General features: G+C 35.3%; 28 protein-coding genes. 7 read left to right on the forward strand and 21 right to left on the reverse strand.

The features are described 5' to 3' along the window. Positions 1–13 precede the first annotated feature (13 nt). The 4 genes from BTOYO_RS06485 to BTOYO_RS06500 form a co-directional block, all read right to left on the reverse strand. A complete protein-coding gene (locus BTOYO_RS06485; RefSeq protein WP_000365606.1) occupies positions 14–346 on the reverse strand; it encodes a DUF3909 family protein in 333 nt (110 codons plus the stop codon). 5 nt (positions 347–351) lie between these two features. After that, positions 352–1230, reverse strand: coding sequence for an NAD(P)-dependent oxidoreductase (locus tag BTOYO_RS06490; protein WP_000428222.1), 879 nt, complete (start codon positions 1228–1230; stop codon positions 352–354). A 4-nt stretch (positions 1231–1234) separates the two neighbouring features. Continuing rightward, complete coding sequence (locus BTOYO_RS06495) at positions 1235–2371, reverse strand: serine hydrolase domain-containing protein (RefSeq protein ID WP_000591854.1); 1137 nt, start codon at positions 2369–2371, stop codon at positions 1235–1237. Between the two features lie 91 nt (positions 2372–2462). Further along, complete coding sequence (locus BTOYO_RS06500) at positions 2463–3755, reverse strand: GGDEF domain-containing protein (protein WP_001023176.1); 1293 nt, start codon at positions 3753–3755, stop codon at positions 2463–2465. A gap of 330 nt (positions 3756–4085) precedes the next feature. On the opposite strand from BTOYO_RS06500, the gene BTOYO_RS06505 reads away from it, so the two are divergent. The 3 genes from BTOYO_RS06505 to BTOYO_RS06515 all read left to right on the forward strand — a co-directional run bounded on the left by BTOYO_RS06505 (position 4086) and on the right by BTOYO_RS06515 (position 5718). Further along, on the forward strand, positions 4086–4703 hold the full coding sequence (locus tag BTOYO_RS06505) for a nitroreductase family protein (protein WP_000180374.1): 618 nt from the start codon (positions 4086–4088) through the stop codon (positions 4701–4703). Between the two features lie 234 nt (positions 4704–4937). Continuing rightward, positions 4938–5156 (forward strand): hypothetical protein, encoded by a 219-nt coding sequence (locus BTOYO_RS06510; protein WP_000100489.1) that lies wholly within the window; start codon positions 4938–4940, stop codon positions 5154–5156. Between the two features lie 196 nt (positions 5157–5352). Then, positions 5353–5718: a DUF3915 domain-containing protein gene (locus BTOYO_RS06515; RefSeq protein WP_000468033.1), complete on the forward strand. Its 366-nt coding sequence runs from the start codon at positions 5353–5355 to the stop codon at positions 5716–5718. 97 nt (positions 5719–5815) lie between these two features. Here BTOYO_RS06515 and ptsP read toward each other — a convergent pair whose 3' ends face one another. The 4 genes from ptsP to glcT form a co-directional block, all read right to left on the reverse strand. After that, positions 5816–7528, reverse strand: a complete 1713-nt coding sequence (gene ptsP, locus BTOYO_RS06520) for a phosphoenolpyruvate--protein phosphotransferase (RefSeq protein WP_000174209.1) — start codon at positions 7526–7528, stop codon at positions 5816–5818. Then, on the reverse strand, positions 7528–7791 hold the full coding sequence (gene ptsH, locus BTOYO_RS06525; RefSeq protein WP_000411080.1) for a phosphocarrier protein HPr: 264 nt from the start codon (positions 7789–7791) through the stop codon (positions 7528–7530). The genes ptsP and ptsH overlap by 1 nt, the downstream gene beginning before the upstream one ends. Positions 7792–7926: 135 nt before the next feature. After that, positions 7927–9990, reverse strand: coding sequence for a PTS glucose transporter subunit IIABC (gene ptsG / locus BTOYO_RS06530; protein ID WP_000473188.1), 2064 nt, complete (start codon positions 9988–9990; stop codon positions 7927–7929). Positions 9991–10329: 339 nt separating this feature from the next. Continuing rightward, positions 10330–11178 carry a glucose PTS transporter transcription antiterminator GlcT gene (gene glcT, locus BTOYO_RS06535; RefSeq protein WP_000073870.1) on the reverse strand — a complete coding sequence of 283 codons (849 nt, stop codon included), beginning with the start codon at positions 11176–11178 and terminating at the stop codon, positions 10330–10332. A 165-nt stretch (positions 11179–11343) separates the two neighbouring features. Here glcT and BTOYO_RS06540 point away from each other — a divergent pair, with 165 nt between their 5' ends. After that, entirely contained in the window at positions 11344–12150 is an 807-nt protein-coding gene (locus BTOYO_RS06540; protein WP_000594219.1) for a Cof-type HAD-IIB family hydrolase, read from the forward strand. A gap of 73 nt (positions 12151–12223) precedes the next feature. On the opposite strand, the gene phnF is transcribed toward BTOYO_RS06540, so the two are convergent. The 6 genes from phnF to scpA all read right to left on the reverse strand — a co-directional run bounded on the left by phnF (position 12224) and on the right by scpA (position 17494). After that, positions 12224–12955 (reverse strand): phosphonate metabolism transcriptional regulator PhnF, encoded by a 732-nt coding sequence (phnF, locus tag BTOYO_RS06545; RefSeq protein WP_073990542.1) that lies wholly within the window; start codon positions 12953–12955, stop codon positions 12224–12226. Next, on the reverse strand, positions 12885–13673 hold the full coding sequence (gene nagB, locus BTOYO_RS06550) for a glucosamine-6-phosphate deaminase (RefSeq protein WP_001024199.1): 789 nt from the start codon (positions 13671–13673) through the stop codon (positions 12885–12887). The genes phnF and nagB overlap by 71 nt, the downstream gene beginning before the upstream one ends. A 4-nt stretch (positions 13674–13677) precedes the next feature. Beyond that, a complete protein-coding gene (nagA, locus tag BTOYO_RS06555) occupies positions 13678–14820 on the reverse strand; it encodes an N-acetylglucosamine-6-phosphate deacetylase (RefSeq protein ID WP_000856950.1) in 1143 nt (380 codons plus the stop codon). 214 nt (positions 14821–15034) lie between these two features. Beyond that, the gene (locus BTOYO_RS06560; RefSeq protein WP_000676377.1) at positions 15035–15937 is read right to left on the reverse strand and encodes a ComEC/Rec2 family competence protein; all 903 of its coding nucleotides are present in this window, start codon (positions 15935–15937) and stop codon (positions 15035–15037) included. A gap of 80 nt (positions 15938–16017) precedes the next feature. Further along, entirely contained in the window at positions 16018–16590 is a 573-nt protein-coding gene (gene scpB / locus BTOYO_RS06565) for a segregation/condensation protein ScpB (RefSeq protein WP_000375175.1), read from the reverse strand. A gap of 160 nt (positions 16591–16750) precedes the next feature. Beyond that, positions 16751–17494: a segregation/condensation protein A gene (scpA, locus tag BTOYO_RS06570; protein ID WP_001199750.1), complete on the reverse strand. Its 744-nt coding sequence runs from the start codon at positions 17492–17494 to the stop codon at positions 16751–16753. Between the two features lie 169 nt (positions 17495–17663). On the opposite strand from scpA, the gene BTOYO_RS25995 reads away from it, so the two are divergent. Together BTOYO_RS25995 and BTOYO_RS06575 are read left to right on the forward strand one after the other, a co-directional pair. Continuing rightward, entirely contained in the window at positions 17664–17759 is a 96-nt protein-coding gene (locus tag BTOYO_RS25995) for a YjcZ family sporulation protein (protein ID WP_000510194.1), read from the forward strand. Between the two features lie 98 nt (positions 17760–17857). Next, positions 17858–18376, forward strand: a complete 519-nt coding sequence (locus BTOYO_RS06575; protein ID WP_000283584.1) for a DUF309 domain-containing protein — start codon at positions 17858–17860, stop codon at positions 18374–18376. Between the two features lie 20 nt (positions 18377–18396). Here the strand turns inward: BTOYO_RS06575 and ribT are convergent, their stop codons facing one another. Both ribT and BTOYO_RS06585 read right to left on the reverse strand, forming a co-directional pair. Then, positions 18397–18765, reverse strand: coding sequence for a GNAT family N-acetyltransferase RibT (ribT, locus tag BTOYO_RS06580; protein WP_000908405.1), 369 nt, complete (start codon positions 18763–18765; stop codon positions 18397–18399). A 470-nt stretch (positions 18766–19235) separates the two neighbouring features. Further along, on the reverse strand, positions 19236–19673 hold the full coding sequence (locus BTOYO_RS06585) for a peptidylprolyl isomerase (RefSeq protein WP_000853789.1): 438 nt from the start codon (positions 19671–19673) through the stop codon (positions 19236–19238). Positions 19674–19861: 188 nt separating this feature from the next. Here BTOYO_RS06585 and BTOYO_RS06590 point away from each other — a divergent pair, with 188 nt between their 5' ends. Further along, entirely contained in the window at positions 19862–20728 is an 867-nt protein-coding gene (locus BTOYO_RS06590) for a DUF1002 domain-containing protein (RefSeq protein ID WP_000850510.1), read from the forward strand. Positions 20729–20758: 30 nt separating this feature from the next. On the opposite strand, the gene BTOYO_RS06595 is transcribed toward BTOYO_RS06590, so the two are convergent. From BTOYO_RS06595 to spoVAD, 5 genes are all read right to left on the reverse strand, one after another. Further along, positions 20759–21562, reverse strand: a complete 804-nt coding sequence (locus tag BTOYO_RS06595; RefSeq protein WP_002039528.1) for a Cof-type HAD-IIB family hydrolase — start codon at positions 21560–21562, stop codon at positions 20759–20761. A gap of 96 nt (positions 21563–21658) precedes the next feature. Continuing rightward, the gene (gene spoVAF, locus BTOYO_RS06600) at positions 21659–23131 is read right to left on the reverse strand and encodes a spore germination protein SpoVAF (RefSeq protein ID WP_000165603.1); all 1473 of its coding nucleotides are present in this window, start codon (positions 23129–23131) and stop codon (positions 21659–21661) included. Further along, a complete protein-coding gene (spoVAEA, locus tag BTOYO_RS06605) occupies positions 23118–23687 on the reverse strand; it encodes a stage V sporulation protein SpoVABEA (RefSeq protein WP_001254416.1) in 570 nt (189 codons plus the stop codon). Before spoVAEA ends, spoVAF begins: the two co-directional genes overlap by 14 nt. A gap of 5 nt (positions 23688–23692) precedes the next feature. Further along, a complete protein-coding gene (gene spoVAE / locus BTOYO_RS06610) occupies positions 23693–24043 on the reverse strand; it encodes a stage V sporulation protein AE (protein WP_000348323.1) in 351 nt (116 codons plus the stop codon). A gap of 3 nt (positions 24044–24046) precedes the next feature. Further along, positions 24047–25063, reverse strand: coding sequence for a stage V sporulation protein AD (spoVAD, locus tag BTOYO_RS06615; protein ID WP_001241169.1), 1017 nt, complete (start codon positions 25061–25063; stop codon positions 24047–24049). Positions 25064–25065: the final 2 nt, after the last annotated feature.

Here is a 25065-nt window from a genome sequence, read left to right on the forward strand (position 1 = left end):
CAAATGAGGACTTTTATTTATTTTCTTCTAGAAATTGAAACAATTCTTGTAGATGTAACGCATCTTCACTATAGCTAACAGACACATGACATATATCGTCAATCTCAGCTTGCATATAAAGATCCACTCCATCACGATCATATTTTAATGCCAAGTAAAACTCCATTTCTTCTAACATCTTTTTTGAAGTTCGAATGACATAATGCCCTTTCTCATCTCTTCCATATTCAAAGTTTGGTTCAAAATCATATTTTTGTTTAAAGGCTTCCTTTTGTTTTTCATTGATTTGTATACAAGTTGCTCGCTGCACAGCATCAATCATCTCATCAAACTTTTGGAGATCCATCTCATTTACCCCCTTATATACTTTTTATATAACACTTGTGTTCCGCTATTTTCTTCTCCATCCATAATTAACTCTTCATACAATTCTTTCGCCAAGCTTAAACCTGGTACTGGTAATTGTAATTTTTCAGCCTCATCTAAAGCGATTTTCATATCTTTCATAAAATGCTTTACGTAAAACCCTGGCTCAAAGTCTCCTTTTAACATTCGAGGAGCTAAATTATTTAATGACCAACTACCTGCTGCACCTGTTGAAATACTCTCTAATACTTTATCTGGATTTAGTCCAGCCTTTTTCGCGTAAGCAACAGCTTCACATACTCCAATCATGTTGGATGCAATTGCAATTTGATTGCACATTTTCGTATGTTGTCCACTCCCAGCTGGTCCTTGTAACTGAATATTTGTTCCTAGTTTTTCAAATAACGGTAAACATCTATCATATATGTCTTTCTCTCCACCGACCATAATTGCAAGTCTTGCTTCTTTAGCACCAACATCTCCTCCAGATACTGGGGCATCTAACGTAAATACATTCTTTCTTTTACCAACTTCATTTATACGTTTTGCCAATGTTGGTGTAGATGTCGTAAAATCAATGGCTATCGTGCCTTCATTTGCATTCTCTATAATCCCTTCACTTCCAAAGTACACTTCTTCAACATCATGTGGATATCCAACCATAGTCATTACAACATCTACTTGCTTCACTAACTCTTTCGGTGTATCACACCAATTTGCACCATCTTGTACTAATGAATCTGTCTTCGCTTTCGTTCTATTATATACATATACTTTATGACCTTCTTGCATTAAATGACGAACCATACTTTTTCCCATTACACCGATACCGATGAAACCTATTGATAAAATTTTGTTTTCCATATTCTCATCCCCTTTGTTCTAATAAATCATTTACCATCTTTCGAAACTCATTATTAAAATCATCATCCATACTATTTTTCACATTTGAAAATAAAATAACAAAAGTCCCTTTTTCTTTATTAAAATTATTGAAAGTGTTCCAACCAGATAGTACACCATGATTATGAAAATAATCTGGGTATATATAAAAACTAAATGCATATTTCCGTTCTTCTGAAGGTGAAAACATCGCTTGCATACTTTGTTCAGAAAGAAGTTTCCCATTTATAATTGCTTCGTCTAATTTCTTCATATCTCCAACTGTCGTATACATCTCGCCGCAACCGTATAACCAATCCATTGACAATTTTTGTGCAGGTTCAAGTACATTATCTTTCTTAACGTACCCTTTAGTAAAATGCTGATCTCCCGGAGCCATATTTCCCATACCAGATTCGTGCATTTCTGCTTTAATAAATATATTTTCTTTTATGTAATCTCCTAACGTTTTTTTTGATATGCTTTCTATAATATAAGCAAGCACCATATAATTATAATCTGTATATCTCCAACCTGCTCCTGGTGGAAACTCTACTTTTTGACTCCCAATCCAATTTACTAAGTTTATACGAGAAGCCGCATTCACTTTTCCTTTGCCGCTTTCCGGTAAACCCGATGTATGCGTTAATAAATGATATAAAGTGATATTTTTATCTGCTGGAAATGAAGGAATATATGTATTTACATTTTCCTGAATGTTTAATTTCCCTTGTTCTTGTAGCTGTAAAATAGATGTAGCAACTACTGTTTTCGTAATAGAACCGATACGATATTTTGTTTGAGGTGTATTTTCTATTTTATTTTGAACATCAGCATATCCATATCCTTTATTCAATATAACACGCTCTTTATCAGTCACCAAAACTGTCCCATTAAATTGCTTTCCTACTAAATATTGATCTAATTTTTGAGATATACTAGCATAATCAATTTGTCTCTCTTCTTTTTCTTCTATATTATCTTGCACTTCTGACCCAATAGCCGGGGCCACATTAGTAGTTAACACTGTTTGTTCCATTACACTGGGAGCATAGAAAGCATAGTATACTCCACCGCAAACAACAGTACATAGTGAAGCAACTACTATTATTTTTTTTATCATATTGTTCCTCCATAATTACTTCATTACATATGGTCTCCCTACTACTATTATCAGGCAATAAAAAAAAATCGCAACAATTAGTTGCGAAAAATCACATTTTTTCTTTTCTATATATACATACCTGATTTTTCCCATTTTTTTTCGCTTCATATAATGCAATGTCCGCTCGCTGCATTAATTCTTCTCTTGTAATTCCTTTCTCATATAACGCTACTCCAAAACTCGCTGTTAATTTCGAAATTCCAGAGAATTGTTTTGTTTCAATAAAAAAGCGCAATGATTCTGCAACTTGAAATGCTTCTTTTTCTACTGTATTTGTCACTAATATAATAAATTCTTCTCCTCCCCATCTTGCAAATACATGTTGTTGCTCTACTTTAGACTTCATAAGTTCTGCAAGTTGTATTAATGCTAAGTCTCCAAAATCATGACCATATGTGTCATTTACTGTTTTAAAATTATCTATATCAAATAATATAATTGCCATTTTTTCATCGTTACGTATTACATTATCCCACTCTACCTCTAATATTTGTTGGAACTTCAAACGATTATAAATCTCTGTCAATGAATCTATCATGGCAAGTCTTTCTTGTTCTTGATAGATTTCATCTAATTCTGTAATCTCTGTACACTTTACAATAAATCTCGATAAATCTTCTGGTAACGGCGTCGCACGTAATAAAAAAGTTGATACAATTCCTTCATAATTAGACATCTTAATTCTTCTATCATATGATAATGTATCATCTAACCATGTTATATCATGAGTCGTCGAATAATATCCATTTTCTCTAATAAAATGTTCGGCAAACACTAAATGTTGCTCACGATAATCAAACAAATTTTCATATCCAAAAAACTCTAAAAAATTCGTATTACAATCAACAATCTCATCATCTTCTACTATAAATAATAGATCATTGTGAAAATCAAACATCATCTGCAGTAGTTCTTGTTGCAAACTTACTTGCCGCACTAAAGAAAGTTGATACAAACTTTTATTTACTTCCTCTAACACTACTTGTGGAGTTACTGGGGCTATCACAATATTACGTATTCCTAACGTAAGCACCTCTGTAAACTCATTTGTTATTTGTTGATCCCAAATGACAATGAATGTACTATGTGGATTATACATATTCTTTATATATTTTATTTGAGAAAAATCTGTTACATACATAATTACAATATGCGGTTTAGTCTTATGAAACAATAGTTCTCCTTCTTCAAAACTATTTGCTATAAACATGCATTTGGGATGAATATTTTCAATCGTTTGTTGATGTGTGCATCCATTTTCTATATAAAGGACATTTAACTTAAGATCTTGTAATACATTTTGGAAAACCGTATTCTCTAATAAAAAATGTAGTATGTTCATCACTAGTCTTCACTCACTTCATATATCTTGTTCTACAGAATTCCTCACAAACGTTTTATAAATAGCTATTCCCAAAAACTTTAATGCGTGAGGGATACATAGTAACAAGCTAATTGAGAATGTAATCTTCGCTTTTTCACTCTATAAATTCCTTTTTTAGTGTATGATTATAGGAATTGTATCGTTTGTATGAATGCCCTAGCTTACTCTTTAAAACTTGACAATTAAAATAAAGATATTATATTCTTAAACTCGACAACTTACAAAATGTAAGTAGAAGATATTACATTTATTTTTAAATAATTTGATATGTAATTTGGAGGATATATAATGACAAACGATAACTTTTTTAACGTTCTATATGAACGCACGTCTACACGTGCATTCAACCCAGACAAAGAAATTTCATCGACAGAATTACATGAAATTTTAAAAGCAGCTGCACAAGCACCTTCTGCTTGGAACCTGCAACACTGGAAATTCCTTGTTTTCCAAGGAGAAGATGTACAAAAACGATTACACCCAATTGCTTATAACCAACAACAAATTCTCGATGCTTCTGCAGTAGTCGCTGTTTTAGGTGATTTAGAAGCTTATAAAAATGTTGAACCCGTTTATGGTCCAATTGTTGAACAAGGCTTTATGAAAGAAGAAGCAAAAGAGCGCTTAGCTAAAAACATTGAATCTGCATATACTCGTGAACAATTCCCAAGAGATGCTGCTTTTTCAAATGCATCTTTAGCAGCAATGCAACTTATGCTTGCAGCTAAAGCAACTGGCTGGGACACTTGCGCTATCGGTGGTTTCAATCCACAAGCACTTACAGAAGAATTCAATGTTTCATCTCGATACGTACCAATTATGCTTATTACAATTGGTGAATCAACTTTAAAAGGCCACCCTGCACCACGAATGAGCGTAGAGCAAGTGAGTGAATGGGCAAAATAGTAAAAACGAAGGTAATTTCATTACCTTCGTTTTTTTATACTCTGTCACACATCCGTAATATTACAATGTGTTATTCGATATCTACAGATAGATAAACAGTACAGTTTATGTTAATTCCATAAACAAATATGACGTTTTGTGTCGAAATTTGTTAAAACATCGAAATATAACCGTGTATTTTTGTTACAATTATGATACAATGATAACAAATAGATAACAAGAGAGGGATTTTCATTGAGTTCATACGGAAGCTTTATCGCACTTTTAAGTTACATAGTAACTGTACTACTTCTATATTTTATTGGCGATGCTGCAAACATATCAGTGTTACAATTCCCAAAAGAAGAAGCGTTCCAATTAGACGCAGAAAAACATACTGCGCGATCCATTGCACCATTACTCTTAGCTCTCCCAGTATATATCATTGTTTTATATAAAAGTAAAAAAGTGTAAAGCCTACCTATTTCATTCATTTTGGTGGTCTTTACACTTTTTTGTGATATTTCCCCTATTTTAAACATCATTCCGTACTAAACACCCAGCTAGTCTTTTAAAATGAGAAAATACCCTAGAAAAAATTCCACGCTCTGTCCAGTCACTAACTACCGAACTTACATAGATTATAAGTGTGAAGGGGGTGATGAGGATTATGTTTGGATCATTTGGATGCTGTGATAACTTTAGAGACTGTCATCATCGTGAAAGAGAGTGTGACCATCGCGACCATCGTGAGAAAGAGAGAGAGGTAAAACCACAACAACCAGCTGTATGTAACGTACTTGCTAGCATTTCAGTTGGAACAGAGCTTTCTCTTTTAAGCATTAGAGGTAATGGTACTTTCAACAATGTAATTTTTGAAGGTTTCGCTAACGGTGTTGCTCTTTTCTCTGCTTTAGCTCGTAATAACAAAGACGACAAAGATAACAATAAAGACGATAAGAACAATCAAAATCGAAATACTTTTACTGGTATTTTACGTGTATGCCCAACTGATATCGTTGCAATCGCTATCTAATTCTGTCTCTTATCCTCGATAGTAAGCAAATAAGATTTACTTTTCTCATAGAAAAAACCTGAGACCGATTTCAAATCGACTCAGGTTTTTTTATTGATTATATGCTTTTAACTAATTCAACAACTTCTTCAGCAGTTGACATTGTTAATGCTTTTTCTGCTAATGTTTCCATTTCTGCTTTTGACAACTTGCTTAGTTGTGTTCTTGCAGGAAGGATAGATGTTGCACTCATACTGAACTCATCTAAGCCTAATCCTAATAATAATGGGATAGCAAGTGAATCTCCCGCCATCTCACCACACATACCAGCCCATTTGCCCTCTTTATGAGCAGCATCGATAACCATTTTTACAAGACGTAAAATAGATGGGTTATATGGTTGATATAAGTAAGCTACACGTTCGTTCATACGGTCTGCAGCCATTGTGTATTGGATTAAGTCATTTGTTCCGATAGAGAAGAAATCAACTTCTTTTGCGAATTGATCTGCTAATACTGCTGAAGCTGGAATTTCAACCATCATACCCACTTCAATAGAATCAGAAACAGTTGTACCCGCTTCTACAAGCTTTGCTTTCTCTTCTAATAAAATCGCTTTCGCTTGACGGAACTCATCAAGAGTTGCAATCATTGGGAACATAATTTTTAAGTTACCGTATACGCTAGCACGAAGTAATGCACGAAGTTGTGTACGGAACACATCTTGCTCATCAAGACATAAGCGAATTGCACGGTATCCTAAGAATGGGTTCATTTCTTTTGGTAAATGTAAGTATGGAAGCTCTTTATCTCCACCGATGTCAAGTGTACGAACAACAACAGGTTGACCTTCTTTTACACCTTCAAGAACTGCTTTATACGCCTCGAACTGCTCTTCTTCTGTTGGAAGATTGTCACGGCCCATGTATAAGAATTCTGTACGGTATAAACCAACGCCTTCTCCGCCATTATCGATAATACCTTGTACATCATTTGGTGTTCCGATATTAGCAACAAGCTCAACGTGATGTCCATCGCTCGTTACAGTAGCTTGGTCTTTTAATTTTGCCCATATTGCTTTTTGCTCTTCAAATTTCGCTTTCTTTTCTTCAAAAGAACGAAGAGTTTCTTCCGATGGGTTTACAATTACTTCTCCATCTAAACCGTCAATGATTACGATATCGCCATTTTGGATTTTCTCCATAACAACTTTCGTACCAACAACTGCAGGAATTTCCATAGAACGAGCCATAATTGCAGAGTGAGATGTACGTCCACCGATATCAGTCGTGAAACCTTTTGCATACTTACGGTTTAACTGAGCTGTATCAGATGGTGTTAAATCTTCAGCAATAATGATTACTTCTTCAGAAATTGTACCAGGGTTTGAGAAGTTAATTCCTAGTAAATGTGCAAGAACGCGTTTTGTTACGTCACGAATGTCCGCAGCACGTTCTTTCATATATTCGTTATCCATGTTTTCAAACATAGAAATAAACATTGATGCAACTTCATCCATTGCAAATTCAGCATTTACTTTTTCGCTATTTACTTTATCTTTTACCGGGTTTACTAGTTCTGGATCATTTAATACTAATAAATGTGCTTCAAAGATCGCAGCTTTATCAGCACCCAGCTCAGCAAAAGCGTGGTCCTTAATTGCTTCTAATTCAGTTTTTGCTTTCTCAAGCGCAGCGTCTAAGCGTGCAATTTCAGCAGCTTCGTTTGTAATTGATTTCTTTTCAATGTTAAATTCAGGATTCTCAAGTCTGAAAGCCTTTGCAATAGCAATCCCACTTGATGCAGCGATCCCTTGAATATTAAGAGTCATTATTCTCCTAATCCTTCGTTTTTCATAGTTTCTTCGATAGCTGCTAGTGCTTGAGCTGCATCATCACCATTTGCAGTGATTTTAATTTCTGCGTTTTGTTGAATGCCTAAAGACATAACGCCCATGATTGATTTTAAGTTAACGTTTTTTCCGTTATACTCTAAGTTAATGTCAGAACCAAATTTGCTTGCAGTGTTTACAAGTAGAGTTGCTGGACGTGCATGAATTCCTGAGTCGCTTGTTACTTTAAAGATTTTTTCCATGATAATTTATCTCCTTTAAATTACAGTTTTTTTTAGTTGTATAGACGTGAGTACTACATCATCTATTGTATATAATAGGCGATGTTCGGTCAACCACATCGCCTATTATAATTATAAACATTTTGCGTCAAATTCCTACTGAATGTCAATAATAGCGTTTTCGCCCTTCTTAACATTTCCATCTTTTTTCAATTCGACTTGTTGCCCTTGTTGTAAATTTGTAAATACAATTGGCGTAATAATAGATGGTGCATTTTCTTTTATGAATGTAAGATCTACTTTTAATAATGGTTGTCCTTGTTTCACTTTGTCGCCTTGTGCTACAAGTGCCTCAAATCCTTCACCATTTAATTTTACAGTATCAATACCAAAGTGAATTAATATCTCTTTTCCACCCTCAGATTGAATACCAATCGCATGCTTTGTAGGGAATACATTGACGATCTCACCATTAACTGGAGAAACTACTGTTCCTTCTGTTGGCTCGATTGCAAATCCGTCTCCCATCATTTTTCCTGAGAATACTTGATCAGGTACTTCTGTAATCGGTAAGATTTTCCCTTCAATTGGTGATACGATTGTTTCATTTTCATCAACTTTTTGAGGAGTTTCTTCTACCTTTACAGGCTCTTCTTTTTCAACATGAGGTGTACGGCCTGACATAATATCATGAATTTGTGATTTTAATGTGTCAGATTTTGGTCCGAAAATAGCTTGAATGTTATTTCCAACTTCAAGTACACCAGCCGCTCCAAGTTCTTTTAAGCGGTCTTTGTTTACATTCTTTTGTTCGTTAACTTGAACACGTAAACGAGTAATACAAGCATCTAAAGAAGCAATGTTTTCTTTACCACCAAGTGCTACTAATACTTCTCGAGGAAGTTCACCTGCTTCTGTTTTTCCTGCGCCGTCATTCGCATTTGCTACTTCACGACCAGGTGTTTTTAAATTCCATTTACGGATTGCAAAGCGGAATCCGAAGTAGTAAATAACTGCTAGTACAAGACCAACAATAATTACCCACCACCATGCTGTACGGCCTGGTAATACACCGAATAACATAAAGTCGATTAAACCACCAGAGAATGTCATACCAATTTTAACACCTAAAATTTGCATTGTCATAAATGATAGACCAGCAAATACAGCGTGAATTCCGAATAATACTGGTGCTACGAATAAGAATGAAAATTCAAGTGGTTCTGTAATACCTGTTAAGAAAGATGTTAATGCAGCAGAACCTAAAATACCAGCTGCTAATTTTTTATTTTCTGGACGTGCTTCATGGTACATTGCTAAAGCTGCTGCTGGAAGACCGAACATCATGAACGGATACTTACCAGTTGTAAATGTACCTGCTGTTAATTCTACACCATCTTTTAACTGTGCCATAAAGATTTTTTGGTCACCGCGGATTAATTCGCCAGCCGCATTTGTGTACTGACCAAATTCGAACCAGAACGGTGAATAGAAAATGTGATGTAATCCAAATGGAATTAATGAACGTTCAATTAAACCAAAAATAAATGCTGCTAACGTTCTATTCGCATCAATCATTTGATGTGAGAACGTATTTAAGCCACCTTGAATGTATGGCCAAATGAAGCACATGATAATACCTACTACTAAAGAGAATGTTGCAGTTGCGATCGGTACGAAACGCTTACCTGCAAAGAAACCTAGGTATGAAGGTAATTCAATATTGAAGTATTTATTATAGCAATATGCCGCTACTATACCGACGATAATACCACCAAATACTCCTGTTTGTAGCGTTGGAATTCCTAATACATTCGCATATGCTGGATCTGCAAATCCAATTTTCACTGGGTCTGCTCCAGAACTTGTTACTTTTACTAACTTATCTACTTCTAAGAACACACTCATCGTTTTGTTCATAATTAGGTAGCCAACGAATGCTGCTAAACCAGCTACTCCGTCTCCACCTGCTAAACCAATTGCTACCCCAACTGCGAATAATAATGCAAGGTTAGCGAAAATAATATCACCAGATTGTTCCATAATTTTTGCAACCATTACGAACCAATCTGCTTTTAAAGCAGGAATAACATTTGTTAACTGTGGATTTTGAAATGCATTACCAAATCCAAGTAAAATACCTGCTGCCGGTAAAATCGCTACTGGAAGCATTAACGCTTTCCCGACTTTTTGAAGAACACCAAAGATCTTCTTAAACATGGAAACCCTTCCTCTCTTATCTATATTGATACCTTCCGACAAACGCCAAAAAGGCATGAGGAAAAAAAGATAGAACGATAGCTATACAAAGGGTAGTATATCCCTTTCTCTAGCTTACATTCCTGGCTTTTCTCCACTCATGCCTGATCGAATCAGTAACACGTGTCAAAAATAGGTTTACGTATAAGTTCACTATAATTAAGGCAAACGTTTTCGTTACTTACCTTAATGTGTTTGTCGAAATTTGTATAACTTTGCAATAGTTATTATACATAACTATTGTAAGCGATTCAATGATTTTTTTTAACGTTTTCATTTTAGACAAAAATATATGTCTTTTTACACATGCTCCGCTTTCACTAATCGTTGCAAGTGCATTGTTAAATAAATACTTTCAGCTTCATATACAGGCAATTGCAATTCTTTTTGCATGACCTTAACCAGCTTCCAGGCTAAATTATAACAGACGGGATATTCTGCCTTTAATAAATCAGCAAAGCTTTGTGATTCCTCAACTTTTTCTCCCTTTTTCACCCGTTCAATAGCATATTGTAAATGACGAATAAGGCGCAAATAGTGAATACTTTCTTGGTCTAATGTAATTTGTAAGCTTGTTTCAATTAAAGATACAAGTTGTGCAATGAGACGGGAGTTTTGATTAACTGAAGATAAATCTGAATTTGTAAGTGAACTGTAAATATGGAGTGCAATAAAACCAATTTCTCCTTCTGGCAATGTAATTTGCAAACGAGAATTTAAAAGGTCTACAACACCTTCAGCAATTTCGTATTCTTCTGGATATAGCATTTTCGTTTCAACCAGAAAAGGATTATCTATTGTAAGTCCTTGTTTTAACCGCTTAACTGCAAAAGAAATATGATCTGTTAAAGCGATGTGAATATGTTCATTTAATGGCGATTTTGCCTTTTCTTGAATGTAGAACATAATGTCATTCATTAATTCAATTAATTTTTCACTCACATGCGGCACTAACAGTTTGTATTGTTCTCGATCACGTTCATTTTTTAAAACAAACATTTTTTCAATTTGTACTTGCTCCAATACATCTTTCGCTTTTTTTCCAAATCCAATTCCTTTACCAATCACTACTACTTCCTCGTGTTCAGGATGGCTAGCAATGATGACATTATTATTTAAAACTTTTTTAATTTCTAGATAATTACTCATATAACACCACCCTCGTACTTAAATAGCCTGCTTTTATGTTACAGAATATTCTTCTTTGTCGTCAATGTAAAACATCTACCATTTAATAAAAATTCATTTTTTAGACATGTTTGTATATGATGCGTATAATGTAAGGGCAACTGTACATAGAAAGGAGATTGCAACATGATTAAAATGTTTGTAAGTGATATTGATGGAACAATGATGCAACACGGAGGTTTTATCGACGAACAAGATATTATCGCTTTGCGCAGCTTAGCTGAACAAAATGTAATTCTTTGTTTCGCTTCTGGAAGACTTGATAATGAAATTGCAGACTTAATGAGAGCGGTTAATACAAATTTCCATCGCATTAGTGTAAATGGTGTTTTTGTATATACACATGAAAATAAGAAGCTATTATCTGCAACTTTCGATTCCAGCATTCTTCCAGATTTGTTAGCTATGACAAATGAAGACCCTTATTTCCGTTATGTAAGTGATGAACATAGCTACTACATTGAAGAAAAAACACCGTTTATTCATGAACTTGAACAACAAGTAACGATGACTTCTGTTGAAGAACCTAATCTATTACAGAAAATTGATGATACAATTTTTCCAAATAAAATTTCTGTCGGTGGAACGAAGGAAAGCTTACAACTCCTTCAGAAAAAAATTGATGAAAAATTTCATGGGAAAGTTAGCACCTTCATTTCAGCAGAACAATGTTTAGATGTAATGCCACCTAATATTAGTAAAGGTTCTGCTATTTCTATTTTATTAAAAGAATTTCAAATACAACCAGAGGAAATTGCTTGCATAGGGGATTCTTATAATGATATTCCAATGTTCTCTTTAACTCCTCACAGTTTTGCTATGTCTCAAGCAGATGACGCAGTAAAAGAGCACGCTCACTATGTAGTAAATACGGTTAAAGATGCTGTTAACCACGTAATTACTCATAATAAAAATACGACTCACTCCTTATAAGGATGAGTCGTATTTTTATTTCTTTACATGTTAAACACTTTAAAATTTACTGTACTTTACAAACTGAAATATATTATTTGTTACGTGCGATGTTTGTAATAAATTTATAACGATCCCCACGATAAATACATTTCACATACTCTAACGGTATCTCACCTTCTGAATATGACCATTGGCGCATTACAAGCACAGGCGCCTTTTTAGGAATATGCAGATGTTCAGCTTCATTATCCGTTGCAATGGAAGCTTCAATTGATTGAGTAGCGCTAACAAGCTTAAAGCCCAGTTTTTTCTCTAAATGTTCATATAAAGATTGTTGCAATATTTCTTCGTTAATATCTTTTACAAGAGCTGGCGACAAATATGTCGTCTCAAAAGCAATCGGTTCATCATCAGCTAAGCGAATACGCCTCACTTCATAAACCGACTCCCCCTCCTGTATTCTCAACCGGTCTGCTATTTTCGCAGTAGCTGGAACTAGGCGGAAACTAAGTAATTGACTACTTGGGTTCATCCCGCGAGAAATCATATCTTCTGTGAATCCCGTCATTCCTTGCAATTTTTGTTCCACTTTCGGAAGTTGGACAAACGTTCCAATTCCACGTTTCCGATATAAATAGCCTTGTTCCACTAAATTATTAATCGCCTGTCTGATTGTCATACGACTCACTTCGAACTTATCACAAAGTTCATTCTCAGATGGGATTTTGTCTCCCGGCTTCCATTCGCCGTCCTCAATTAGCTGTTTCACCCACTCTTGAATCTGATAATAGATCGGAAATGGTGAATACTTGTCGATGTTCATCAGCAATCGCCTCACTGCATAAAGATAGAGCTTCTTGATCAGCGATTACGGTTACATTCGGATGACGTTGTAAAACTGTAGCAGGACACGCTTCACTATATTCACCTTGCAATAACTCTTTAAGTGCTTCTGCCTTTTTAGGCCCCATAGCAACAAGTAGGATTTGTTTTGCTTTCATAATGCTTCCAATTCCCATTGTAATCGCATGAGTTGGCACATCTTCTTCTTTTTCGAAGAAACGAAGGTTTGCTTGGCGTGTAGATTCTGTTAATTCAACAATGTTAGTTGGAGAATTAAATGCTGTTCCTGGCTCGTTAAATCCGATGTGACCGTTTTCACCGATTCCAAGAATCTGTAGGTCAACTGGGTTAGCAGCTAGAATGCTCTCGTAACGTGTGCACTCTTCCTCTAAATCACTTGCCATCCCGTTTGGTACATAAGTTTGTTTAAATGGAAGATAATCAAACAACTGTTCTTGCATGAAATAGTGATAGCTGTTTTTATCTTCGTGTGGTAAATTTACGTACTCATCTAAGTTTACAGTGGTTGCATGACTTGTATCAAGTTTATTTTTTCGCATTTCTGCATAAATACCTAATGGAGAGCTTCCTGTAGCCATTCCTAATGTTGGATTTTCTTTTGATTTTACAACTTCTTCAATTAATTTATAACCTGCTTCTGCTAATTCTTCTGGAGTTTTTACAACAAGAATATTCATTTAATTACTTCCCTTCCTTCATATGAATTCCTAAACGAACGGTATCATATACATGTAAATTTTCAGTCATCACAACAAAGTCTGCATCTTTCCCTACCGCTAACGCACCTTTATTATTTAATCCAAACTCTTCTGCCTGGTTAACTGATGTCATACGTACTGCGTCTTCGATTGAACATCCTGTAAATTCAATTACATTTCGGAAAGCTTGATCCATTTTTAGAATACTACCAGCTAACGTTCCATCTTCTAATCGAGCACTACCATCTTTTACATGTACTGGCTGTCCGCCAAGTTCATATAATCCATCTTCAAGACCTTTTGCTCGCATTGCGTCAGTAATGACACTTACTTTTTTCGGTCCTTTTAATTTATATGCTAATTTCACCATATCAGGGTGAATATGAATGCCATCTGTAATTACTTCAACCATTACATCTGGATTTAATAACACATGACCAACAACTCCTGGTTCACGGTGATGTAATCCACGCATTTGATTGTACAAATGTGTTGCATGTGTAATGTTTCTATTTTTTAGTTGCGCATCAATTGCATCTGTATGCCCCATTGTGCCAACAACACCAGTTTCAGCAAGATACTGGTCAAACTCTAATGCTCCTTCTTCCTCTGGTGCATATGTTACTAACTTAATTAAATTACCGCTTGCTTCCTGCCATTGTTTAAACTGTTCAATATTCGCAGGAACGATATGTTCTAGTGGTTGTGCACCTGCACGTTTTTTTGAAACATACGGTCCTTCTAAATGAATATATTCGAAATGTGCTCCTTTTTCTTTCGCTTCCTTTGCAGCACTTAGTGCCGCTTCTATCGCTTCTGGAGCTTGTGTCATTGTTGTCGGGAAGTAAGTTGTAACCCCTTCTTTTAACATTTCTTTACCTAGAGTTACTAATCCATCGCTATTTGCATCCATCGCATCAATATCGTATCCACCATGAATATGAACATCGATCATACCTGGAATTACAATCTTCCCTGTAGCATCAATAACAGTTTCATCTTCTTGTGGTACATATTGAGCCATCAAACCAATTTCTTTAATTGTTTCTGCGTAACGAATAAATCCGTTTTCCACTACTTCTTGACCTGTGTAAATTTTGGCATTGATGACAATTTGCGTTTTCATTTTCATCGACCCTTTCCCATAAACTTTCCTACTTGTTCTTATTACCTTATTCGCCTAATTCTATCTTAATATACGCACGAGTAGTTGTCTATACATTCTAATGAAATTTCCATTTTGTTTAACGAAACATATATTATAATTACGTCTCTCGTAATTATAATATATGTTATTCATTTTTTCCAAAAAGGGACGGTCTCCATCTCTAATGTATGAATTACTTCAATAATGGCATTAATCCACTAGACCCTATCATAATATGTTCCCCATCTGTATTCACTTCTACAGTGCGTTTATTTGTTCCATATATCATTATACCGTGCCGTTTCAATCTCCTTACTACACTTTGGTGAGGATGGCCATACGGATTGCTACTCCCATACGAAAGAATAGCGAACTGTGGTTCTACTTTTTTTATAAACGTTTCACTTGTTGAAGTATATGAGCCATGATGCCCAACTTTTAATATATCTGCATGTACATCAAATTGCTTTAATATCTCATGTTCCGTCCGTACATCAGCATCGCCCATCAATAAAAAGTCAGCCTTTCCATATCGAACCTTTAAAACAATTGAGGATTCATTATTTTCATCTTTCGATTTCCCATTGTTTAATACCTGTATAGAAACATGTGGATCTAGCGGTATATATTGTCCTTCCTTTACCGAAACAAAAGGTATTCCCCTTTTCTTAATATTATTTCGATACGTATGATATGTAAAAGAGCTATATGTTTTTCCACTATCTAGTATAAGTGAGACCGGCATTTGCTCTACAATCGGAATTAGTCCACCAATATGATCCATATCAGGATGCGTACTGACAATAACATCTAAATGGTTTATCCCTTTTTCGATTAGTTTTTGAATAATAACCTCTCCTGCTTCATAAGGTCCTCCATCAATTAACATTGTTTGTCCATTTGGCAATACAATAAGTGTTGCATCACCTTGTCCAACTTTTAAAAAGTTCACTTGCATTTTACTAAGATGTTGCCGCTGCATATGTAAAGGAGACGTAGCATGAATAGACATCATATATCTTTTAGCCGAGGTACTATTTAAAGAAAAACATAATAAAACAGAAATTAACAACAAAATACTTCGTATACCCTTCATAACTCGTCTCCTTTTTTTTCACTTAGTATGGCACGGGATATAATTGATATACAAAAAAAGCTTAGCAAAATGCTAAGCTTTTATTTTGATATTTCTTGTAAAGAACCGAAGAATAAATCTGCTTCATTCATTTGTTCACTCTCTTCAGAAAGTAGCGGTAAATCATCTAATGTTTTCAATCCAAATGTGTCCAAAAATTCTTTTGTCGTTCCATATAAAATAGGACGCCCTGGACCTTCTGCTCGGCCAGTTTCTTTTATAAGTAAGTGTGAAACTAACGTTTGTAGTGCCTTGTCCGTTTTTACCCCTCGAATCTCTTCCATTTCTGTCCTTGTAATCGGTTGACGATATGCAACGATCGCTAACGTTTCAAGAGCAGCTTGAGAGAGTGAGGCAGCTGTTGGGATATCTATTAATTTCTGATAGTACGAAGCATGTTCTTTCTTTGTAGCAAAGCGATATACTTTTGCATATTGTACAATTTGCAAACCGCGATGTGCACCTTCATATTCTTTTTGCATTTCTTCTAAAATATCTATTACTTCATTCACTTCAATTTCAAGAACTTTCGCTATTTGTTCTGGATAAATCCCTTCATCACCAGAAACAAACAAAAGCCCTTCAATGATTGATTTTTGTTCTTTTCTATCCATTGTCCGAGCTCCTTCCTCCTATTTTCTCATTAAAAATACACATCAAAAAACCGAATCACAATCAATGCGTTCGGTTCAATATTTCTTTTCTTGTTCCAAACGATTCATTAAAACGTAACATGAGATAAACTGTTTCTCTATCCCATTTCCCATACAAGCTCTATGCGGATTTATTAGAACTCGATACAAAAATTTCATCAAAATTATGTTCTTGCTCAATGCTAATTTGTTGTTTTTTCATAAGCTCAAGAACCGCTAAAAATGTTACAACCATTATTTCACGTTCTTCATCAGCAAACAAATCATAAAAACTTTGACGGCCACCTTTTATTTCTAACTGTTTTAGAATATCAGTCATTCTTTGTTCAATTGGTATTTCTTGACGAGTAACTCGTGCTGTTACAGGTTTCTTTGCTTTTTTACGGCGCATTAATTTTTGAAATGCCGCTAGCATATCATATAACGTAACATCAAGAGGTAAGCTTGTCTCCTCTTCTTGTTGCAACGATGTAAAATCAATTGGCGGACGTGTATATAGCTGTGCTCTTTCTTGTTCTCTTTCTTTTAACTCAGTAGCAACTTGCTTATATTTCTTATATTCAATTAACCTCTCCATCAATTCTTGACGAGGGTCATCTATAAAGTCATCACCATTATCAAGTACATCTTCTTCATGTTTCGGCAACAACATTTTACTTTTAATTTGCAATAACGTTGCAGCCATTACTAAATACTCACTTGCAACATCTAATTGTAGTTCTTTCATCGTATGGACATAAGACAAATATTGTTCTGTAATATCCGCTACAGGAATATTATATATATCAATTTCATAACGATGTATTAAATGTAACAATAGATCTAAAGGCCCTTCAAAAGCCTCTACTTTAAAATTATACTGCACAAAGCATCCCACCACATTTTTTCTATAACAACATAAGTATAGAGCATACTCATGTTCTATCCAACCTTTTTAAGAAATTTAATTAAAAATAGACCTATGCCTATGTCATCATGCCCACAGCTTCATATGATAACAGTGTAGTAAGAACAATGTAGGAGGTCAAAAAACTATGGGTCACGTTGATTGCGGTTTTAGCGGTGGGTTCGCATTACTTGTTGTACTGTTTATTTTACTAATTATTGTAGGGGCAGCTTGCTTCTGCTAACATGAACAATAAACGACTAGGGAAAATCCCCTAGTCGTTTATTGTTCATATTTCTATGATACACTTGTATTTATAACCGTTAGATAGGGGCGAAAAATATGTATCCTACCGAATACATACAATTTTTAATTCATTTTCACGGAGACTATGACTATTTTGAATGTCACGAAATATTGGAAGAGTATTGGAAAACCAAACCGAGAGGAAATCGTGATGATTACTTAGTCGGTCTCATTCAAGTGGCAGTTTCTTTATACCACCAAAGACGCACTAACTGGAATGGCGCCACAAAGATGATGAAAAGTGCAATCACAATTTTAGAAAAAAACAGTGCACTTTTACAACGTTTAGGAATCAATCAAACGCAACTTCTACCCTTACTCAATGAAAGAGTGCAATCTATACAAAAAAAAGAAAGTTTTGTACCGTTATTTTTACCATTATCGGACACATCATTGGAAAAGAAATGTATGCAGTTATGTCAGAAACAAAACCTTCCGTGGAAAGATATGAACGCTACTCCTAGTGAATATATCCTACACAAGCACACATTACGTGATCGAACAGAAGTCATCACTGAACGCAAAGAACAATTACAAAAAAGAAAGCAGAGATAATAAACTACTTATCCCTGCTTTCATGAATGTATATTTTGTTCAAGCCCTTTACACTTTTCGCAAAAACTTGCTGTTTGCTCATTTCCGCAAATTGTAAACTCAAGAAATTTGCTCTTTAACTCTTGAACCATCATCGTCCCAATTCCCATATGACGATGAGACGGGTTCACACTCAAATGCTGAATTTCTAATACTTGATTCTCTTTTTTTACAATCCCCATTATTCCAACAAAATCTTCATTTTGCTTCCACAAATACAATTGCCAATCCTCTTTCGCTTCATACTCTTTCATTGTCAATTGTAATGTTTTCACATCTTTTTCAGTTGGCATAAACGAAAGAAGCCCCATTGCAATTTTTTCATAACTTTTTTTAAAACGAATTAACATAACCCTTATCCCTTCTTACAAAAGTTACAAACTATGAATCCCCTCAATCACTCTTTTCATATCACATTCATTTTACAATATTTTCAACAGAGTGAGAAGAGCCTAAAACAACTTGATAATCATACAAAGCGAAAAGAAGAAAGTCAAATATATGTTTCAGTACTATTTCTTTCTAAGTAGATTTAAAAAAAGACAATGCTATATGATAGTTAAAAGTAACATCCGCTACTCATTACCGCTTCATTATTAGTCACCATAGAGCAACTTAATTCTAGCAAAATTAATATAATAAAAAATGTTTATTGAAACATATAATCTAGTGTATTCTATGTAATTTGTTAAAAGTTTGTTCTCATAAGTCATATATTTTAGCAACAATTACAGTACAGTTTGTATCATGTACTGTAAAGAAAATACTCATTCCTATTTAAAAAATAAAAAAGAGAGCAAAAGCTCCCTTTTTCCATAACTTACTCTTCCCAAACTTTAACTTCTTTCATTACATCGCCTTGACGCATGTTTAATACTGTTTCAATACCGCTTGTCGCTTTACCAAATACAGTATGTACGCCATCTAAATGCGGTTGTGGCTCATGAACAACAAAGAATTGGCTACCACCTGTGTTACGGCCAGCATGTGCCATAGAAAGTGATCCTACAAGGTGTCTATGAGGATTTCCATCAGTCTCACATGGGATAGAGTAACCTGGGCCACCTGCACCTGTTCCTGTTGGGTCTCCACCTTGGCTTACGAAGCCAGGAATAACGCGGTGGAATGTCACACCATCATAAAATCCTTGCTCTGCTAATTTTTTAAAGTTTTCTACTGTTTTCGGTGCTTCTTCTGGGAAAAATTCCAATTCGATTTTTTCACCATTTTCCATTAATATGTATCCTAAAGTTTTCATATGTATATGTCTCCTTTCAAGTATCTCAGCACTATATTACCACATTCATGACTAGAAACAAAAAAGAATCCGACAATCTACATACTTCTTTTTCGAAATGTGGACAAAGCTAGGTGACAAATAAGAAATATATACTATAATAACTGTGTTGCCCGAAAATTTTAGAAAGAGAAAGGGAGCGATTTTTCGTGAAAACGAAATTACTAGCTCTGCTATTAGCTGTAACGGTATTTATGATGCCAACAGCTTCATTTGCAGACATCATTGAGGGAGAATCAATTGTTACACTAGGAGAAAACTTATCTGAACAACAAAAACAAGATCTGTTAAAAGAAATGAAAGCACCGAAAGATGCTACAATTATTACTGTGTCTAATGCGGAAGAACATAAATTTCTAGAAGGAATTGTTCCAAAAGCACAAATTGGTACGCGAGCAATTTCCTCTTCTATGATTACATACACAAAGCCAGGATCTGGTCTCATTGTACGTTCAAAAAACATTAATTCAATAACAGATGCAATGTACACAAACGCACTTATTACAGCAGGTGTGAAAGATGCAGAGATTCAAATTACTGCACCATTTAAAGTTTCAGGAACTGCTGCTTTAACAGGTTTAATGAAGGCCTATGAAACAACATCGAACAAAGCAATTCCTGAGGAAGTAAAAAAAGTAGCCAATGAAGAAATGGTGCAAACGGCCCAGCTCGGCGATAAAATTGGTGAAGAAAAAGCAGTTCAACTTGTTGCAAAAATTAAAGAAGAGATTGCAAAAGAGCAGCCAAAAACAACGGAAGATTTACGTTCATTAATTAAAAAAATTGCTGATCAACTCGGCATTACATTAACGGATGAACAGTTGGATAACTTAGTAGCGTTATTTGATAAAATGAAAAATCTTAATATCGATTGGAATCAAGTTGGCAGTCAGTTAAATAAAGCAAAAGAACACGTTTCTGCCTTTTTAGGGTCTGAAGAAGGGCAAAGTTTCCTAGATAAAGTTAAAGATTTCTTCTCAAGTATCATTGATTTTGTTAAATCTTTATTCAAGTAAAAAGAAGCTCGTCAGTGACGAGCTTCTTTTTTATACAAGTAACGGTAATTTCATAACAGCTTCTTCAACCGAACGAACAACATGATTTGCTTTCTCCTTCACATATGGATGAGCATGATGAAGAGTAAATGAATGCGGGGTTACTTCAAACATTGAAATGTCATTAAAAGAATCTCCAATGCAGGCAACTTCATTTGCTTCAATTTTTAAATGTTCCATTAGTCGCCTTAAAGCACTCCCCTTACTTACACCCCTTGGCATAATATCAACATAACGTTTACCTGATATAAAAACTTCCGCTTCACTGTGAAACGTATTTCGTAACTCTTGATCTAATACTACAATTTTCTCTTCTTCTCCAAATACAAATAATTTCGCTGGATGTACAGTCTTACCAAATTCTTCTTCTAACGCTTCTATTTCAGCAATATGTACCCCCATATACTCTTCAAAAGTATGATGATTTTCATTTTTTCTTTTTGTATATCGCTGCTCATTTGCACAAACAATATCTGCTAGTCCTTTGTTATGTATATATCGATATATTTCCTGGGCAACACTATCTTCAAAACTTGATTCATGAAATATTTTACCGTCCGGCAGTAACATTGTCGCCCCATTTAAACCTGTTGTGTAATACGGGAATGAAAACTTTTTTACGACTTCATCAATTCGGTGAGTAAAGCGGCCAGAGGCAAAACAAATATTTGTCCCTTTTTCAGCTAGCCAACAAAGTGCACGTTCATCTTCTTTTTGCATATCATTCACATTGTAAACGAGCGTGTCATCTAAATCACTTACAAATAATTTAATCATGTCCTCTTCCCCTTTCATACACAATATCTACTCTAAGTGTACACAAAAAATGTTTGGTTTTTGTTAAAAAAAAATAAATTTTCAATAAAAAAATAAACGGGAGCATAATCCCGTTTATTTTTGTCTTCTTACATTTTGAGGTCGCACAATACTAGGACGCACTTTTAAACTAGACATAGTTGGTCGGAGTAAAATTTTCGTTAACGCGCCCCAATCAAATGGTAGAAACGGCCATAAATACGGTGTTTGTAAACTTTTTATAGACGTTAAAAATAAAATCAATATCGTCATTCCAATTACAAACCCTATCTCATGGAAGAGACCTGTTAAAATAATTACAAACAATTTCCCAACCTTATTTCCTAGTCCTAATTCATAGCTCGGTGTTGCATATGCCCCAATCATCGAAACAGCTACATATAAAATAACTTCTGGTACAAACAACCCTACATCAATGGCAATTTGACCAATTAATATAGCAGAAATTAACCCCGCCGCAGACGATAACGACGTCGGAGTGTGAATGGCAGCCATTCTTAAAAACTCAAGTCCGACCTCTGCCATTAACACTTGTAATAAAATTGGTAAATGCGTCATCTTAGTCGGTCCAATAAAAGCAAGATTCGGTGGCAAAAGAGTTGGATCAAATACAAATACTAACCAAAATGGTAATAAAAATAACGAGAAAATAACACCTAAAAAACGTACCCAACGTAAAAATGTACCTACAGCTGGATTTTGTCTAAATTCTTCTGCATGCTGTAAATGGTGGAAATATGTTGTTGGAGTGATCATAGCACTTGGTGATGTATCAACAAGTACTAACACATGTCCTTCTAACAAATGGTTCGCTGCTACATCTGGCCTTTCTGTGTAGCGAATAAGCGGGAATGGATTATAACCTTGTTTGACTACAAATTCTTCCACCGTTTTATCCGCCATCGTAATCCCATCTACTTCAATATTATTTAATTCTTGTTTTATAATCTTCACTAAATCTGGATTTGCAACATCTTGTACATATGTAATACAAATATCGGTTTGTGATCTATCCCCTACTCGAACCATTTCATTTCGAAGACGTGGGTCGCGGATCCTTCTACGGATTAACGCTGTATTTACAACAATATTTTCAACAAAACCATCCCTTGCACCACGTACTACCTTTTCTGTATCTGGTTCTGTCGGTGTCCGCCCCGGATAACTACGAACATCAATTGCAAAAGCTTCCGTTTCACCTTCCACAAATATAACAATAAGCCCTGATAATACTTGGAGCATTACTTCATCCATCGTTTTTACTTTACTTACTTGTTGATGAATTAAACGATTCTCTAAAAGCTTTACTGTATCTTCTTCTACATCCCTTATTTCATTTGTATCCACCGCTTCTTCTAAAATAGGGATAATATAATTCGTATCACAAAGTCCATTTACAAATAACACACCAATTTCTTTGTTTAAAATTTGAAATTTACGAATACCAACATCATATGTGACACCCAATCCAACAGTTTGCTTTAAGTAATTTTCATTATCACTTAAAAAAGACGAAATCGGGATATTCACTTTTTTAGGCTTCGTCATAAAACCCACTCCTTTCCAAAATTAATTGAATTGCTTTTCTAGTAATAGGTGATCCTCGCTCCCATTCATCATTTCCACACATCTTGCCAATATCACCGACCCCCACAATGACTGGAACATTCAAATCATCTAAACAATAAATCGTATCCCCACTAATCCTGCCAATTTCACCATCTGGAAGTCCAAATTTATCAACACCGTATTCTGTTAAATTCCCATTCCGATCTACGCTTACATCTACACGCGCCCATTCCCAATGATGTGTATTAGATGCTACCGCTAAAATACCAAGTACATCAATTTGTTTATGTGTGGCTACATATTTTAAAGCCTTTTCACCAGATCCTTCTCCAATAAATCCACTGTCATCAAACATGACAAATACAGGGTCATATGGCGTTTGCATAATAAGCTCAACAACTTTCTTCCCTGTCAATTTGGTTGGATTACTTTGCGATGCTGAAATACACCTGCCCCCAAATTCCTTTGTTAACAGCTCAATTGTCCGCTTTGCATATTCATCTCCATCTGTTACCAAAACAACCCTTCGTCTCATTTGATTTATCCTTTCGGTTTACATATAAGTGCTACAAAAAATGAAAATAATATAGCTGCGGAAATGCCCGCAGACGTTAAACTAAACATGCCGATACCAATTCCTAAATACCCATGTTTTTCCGCCGCATGCATTGCTCCGTGTAATAGTGAATGTCCAAAACTTGTAATAGGGACTGTTGCTCCAGCACCTGAAAATTTTATAAGCTTATCATACAATCCGAATCCGTCTAAAATGGCTCCGACAACTACAAAACTTGCCATTAAATGGGCCGGTGTTAACTTTGCAAAATCTAACAATACTTGTCCAATTACACAAATCGCTCCTCCTACAAGAAATGCATATACAAAATCCACAATTCACTCTCCTTTAACTCTTTCAAACACAACACCATGCGCAATTGTTGGAATCGTTTCCTTTTGTTGCATCATCATTGGGCTCAATAAAGCCCCCGTTGCAACGACAAAAATGCGTTGTAAATTCCCTTTTTGCATTTCACGTAATAAGTGGCCGTATGTGACAACAGCGGAACAAGCACAACCACTGCCACCTGCAAACACTTCTTCTTGATTTGAATCATAAATCATTAATCCACAATCATTGTATATATGCCCAAGGTCATAACCTTCCTCAAGTAAAAGTTGTTTTGCAATTGGTGTCCCAACAGCCGATAAATCACCAGTAACAATCAAATCATAATCAGCTGCGCTTCTTCCTAAATCTTCAAAATGCTGTTGGATTGTATGAGCAGCAGCTGGTGCCATTGCCGATCCCATATCTAAAGGGTTCATAATTCCTAAATCTTGCACTTTTCCAATCGTAGCTGCCGTAATTTTAATTGCACTTTTTTCTTTGCTAATTAATATGGACCCTGCACCTGTAACAGTTGAATTTGCGGTTTCTGGCTTTTGTCCCCCATACTCTGTTGGATAACGAAATTGCCTTTCAGCCGTTGCATTATGACTACTCACCGTAGCTAAGACACGATTCGCAAATCCACCGTCTATAAATGCTGATCCAACTGCTAAAGTTTCCATTGACGTCGCACAAGCGCTAAACATTCCTAAAAAAGGAATCCCCCACTGACGCGCAACATAATTCGCTGTCACTGTTTGATTTAATAAATCGCCCGCTAAAAAGAAATCAATTTGTGATGTTTTTATATTCCCTTTTTGCACTGCTTGTTGCATTGAGTCTGACATTAATTTTCGTTCAGCAAGTTCCCAGTTTTCCTCTCCACAATGCAAGTCATTATATGAAATATCAAAATATTTTCCAAGAGGGCCTTCAGCTTCTTTCGGACCGACAGCAGTACCCGTTGCATTTACGTAAATATCATTTTGAAATACCCACGTTTGTTTTCCTGTCAACCTCATAC

Origin of the sequence: Bacillus toyonensis BCT-7112, assembly GCF_000496285.1 — a bacterium.
Taxonomy (GTDB): domain Bacteria; phylum Bacillota; class Bacilli; order Bacillales; family Bacillaceae_G; genus Bacillus_A; species Bacillus_A toyonensis.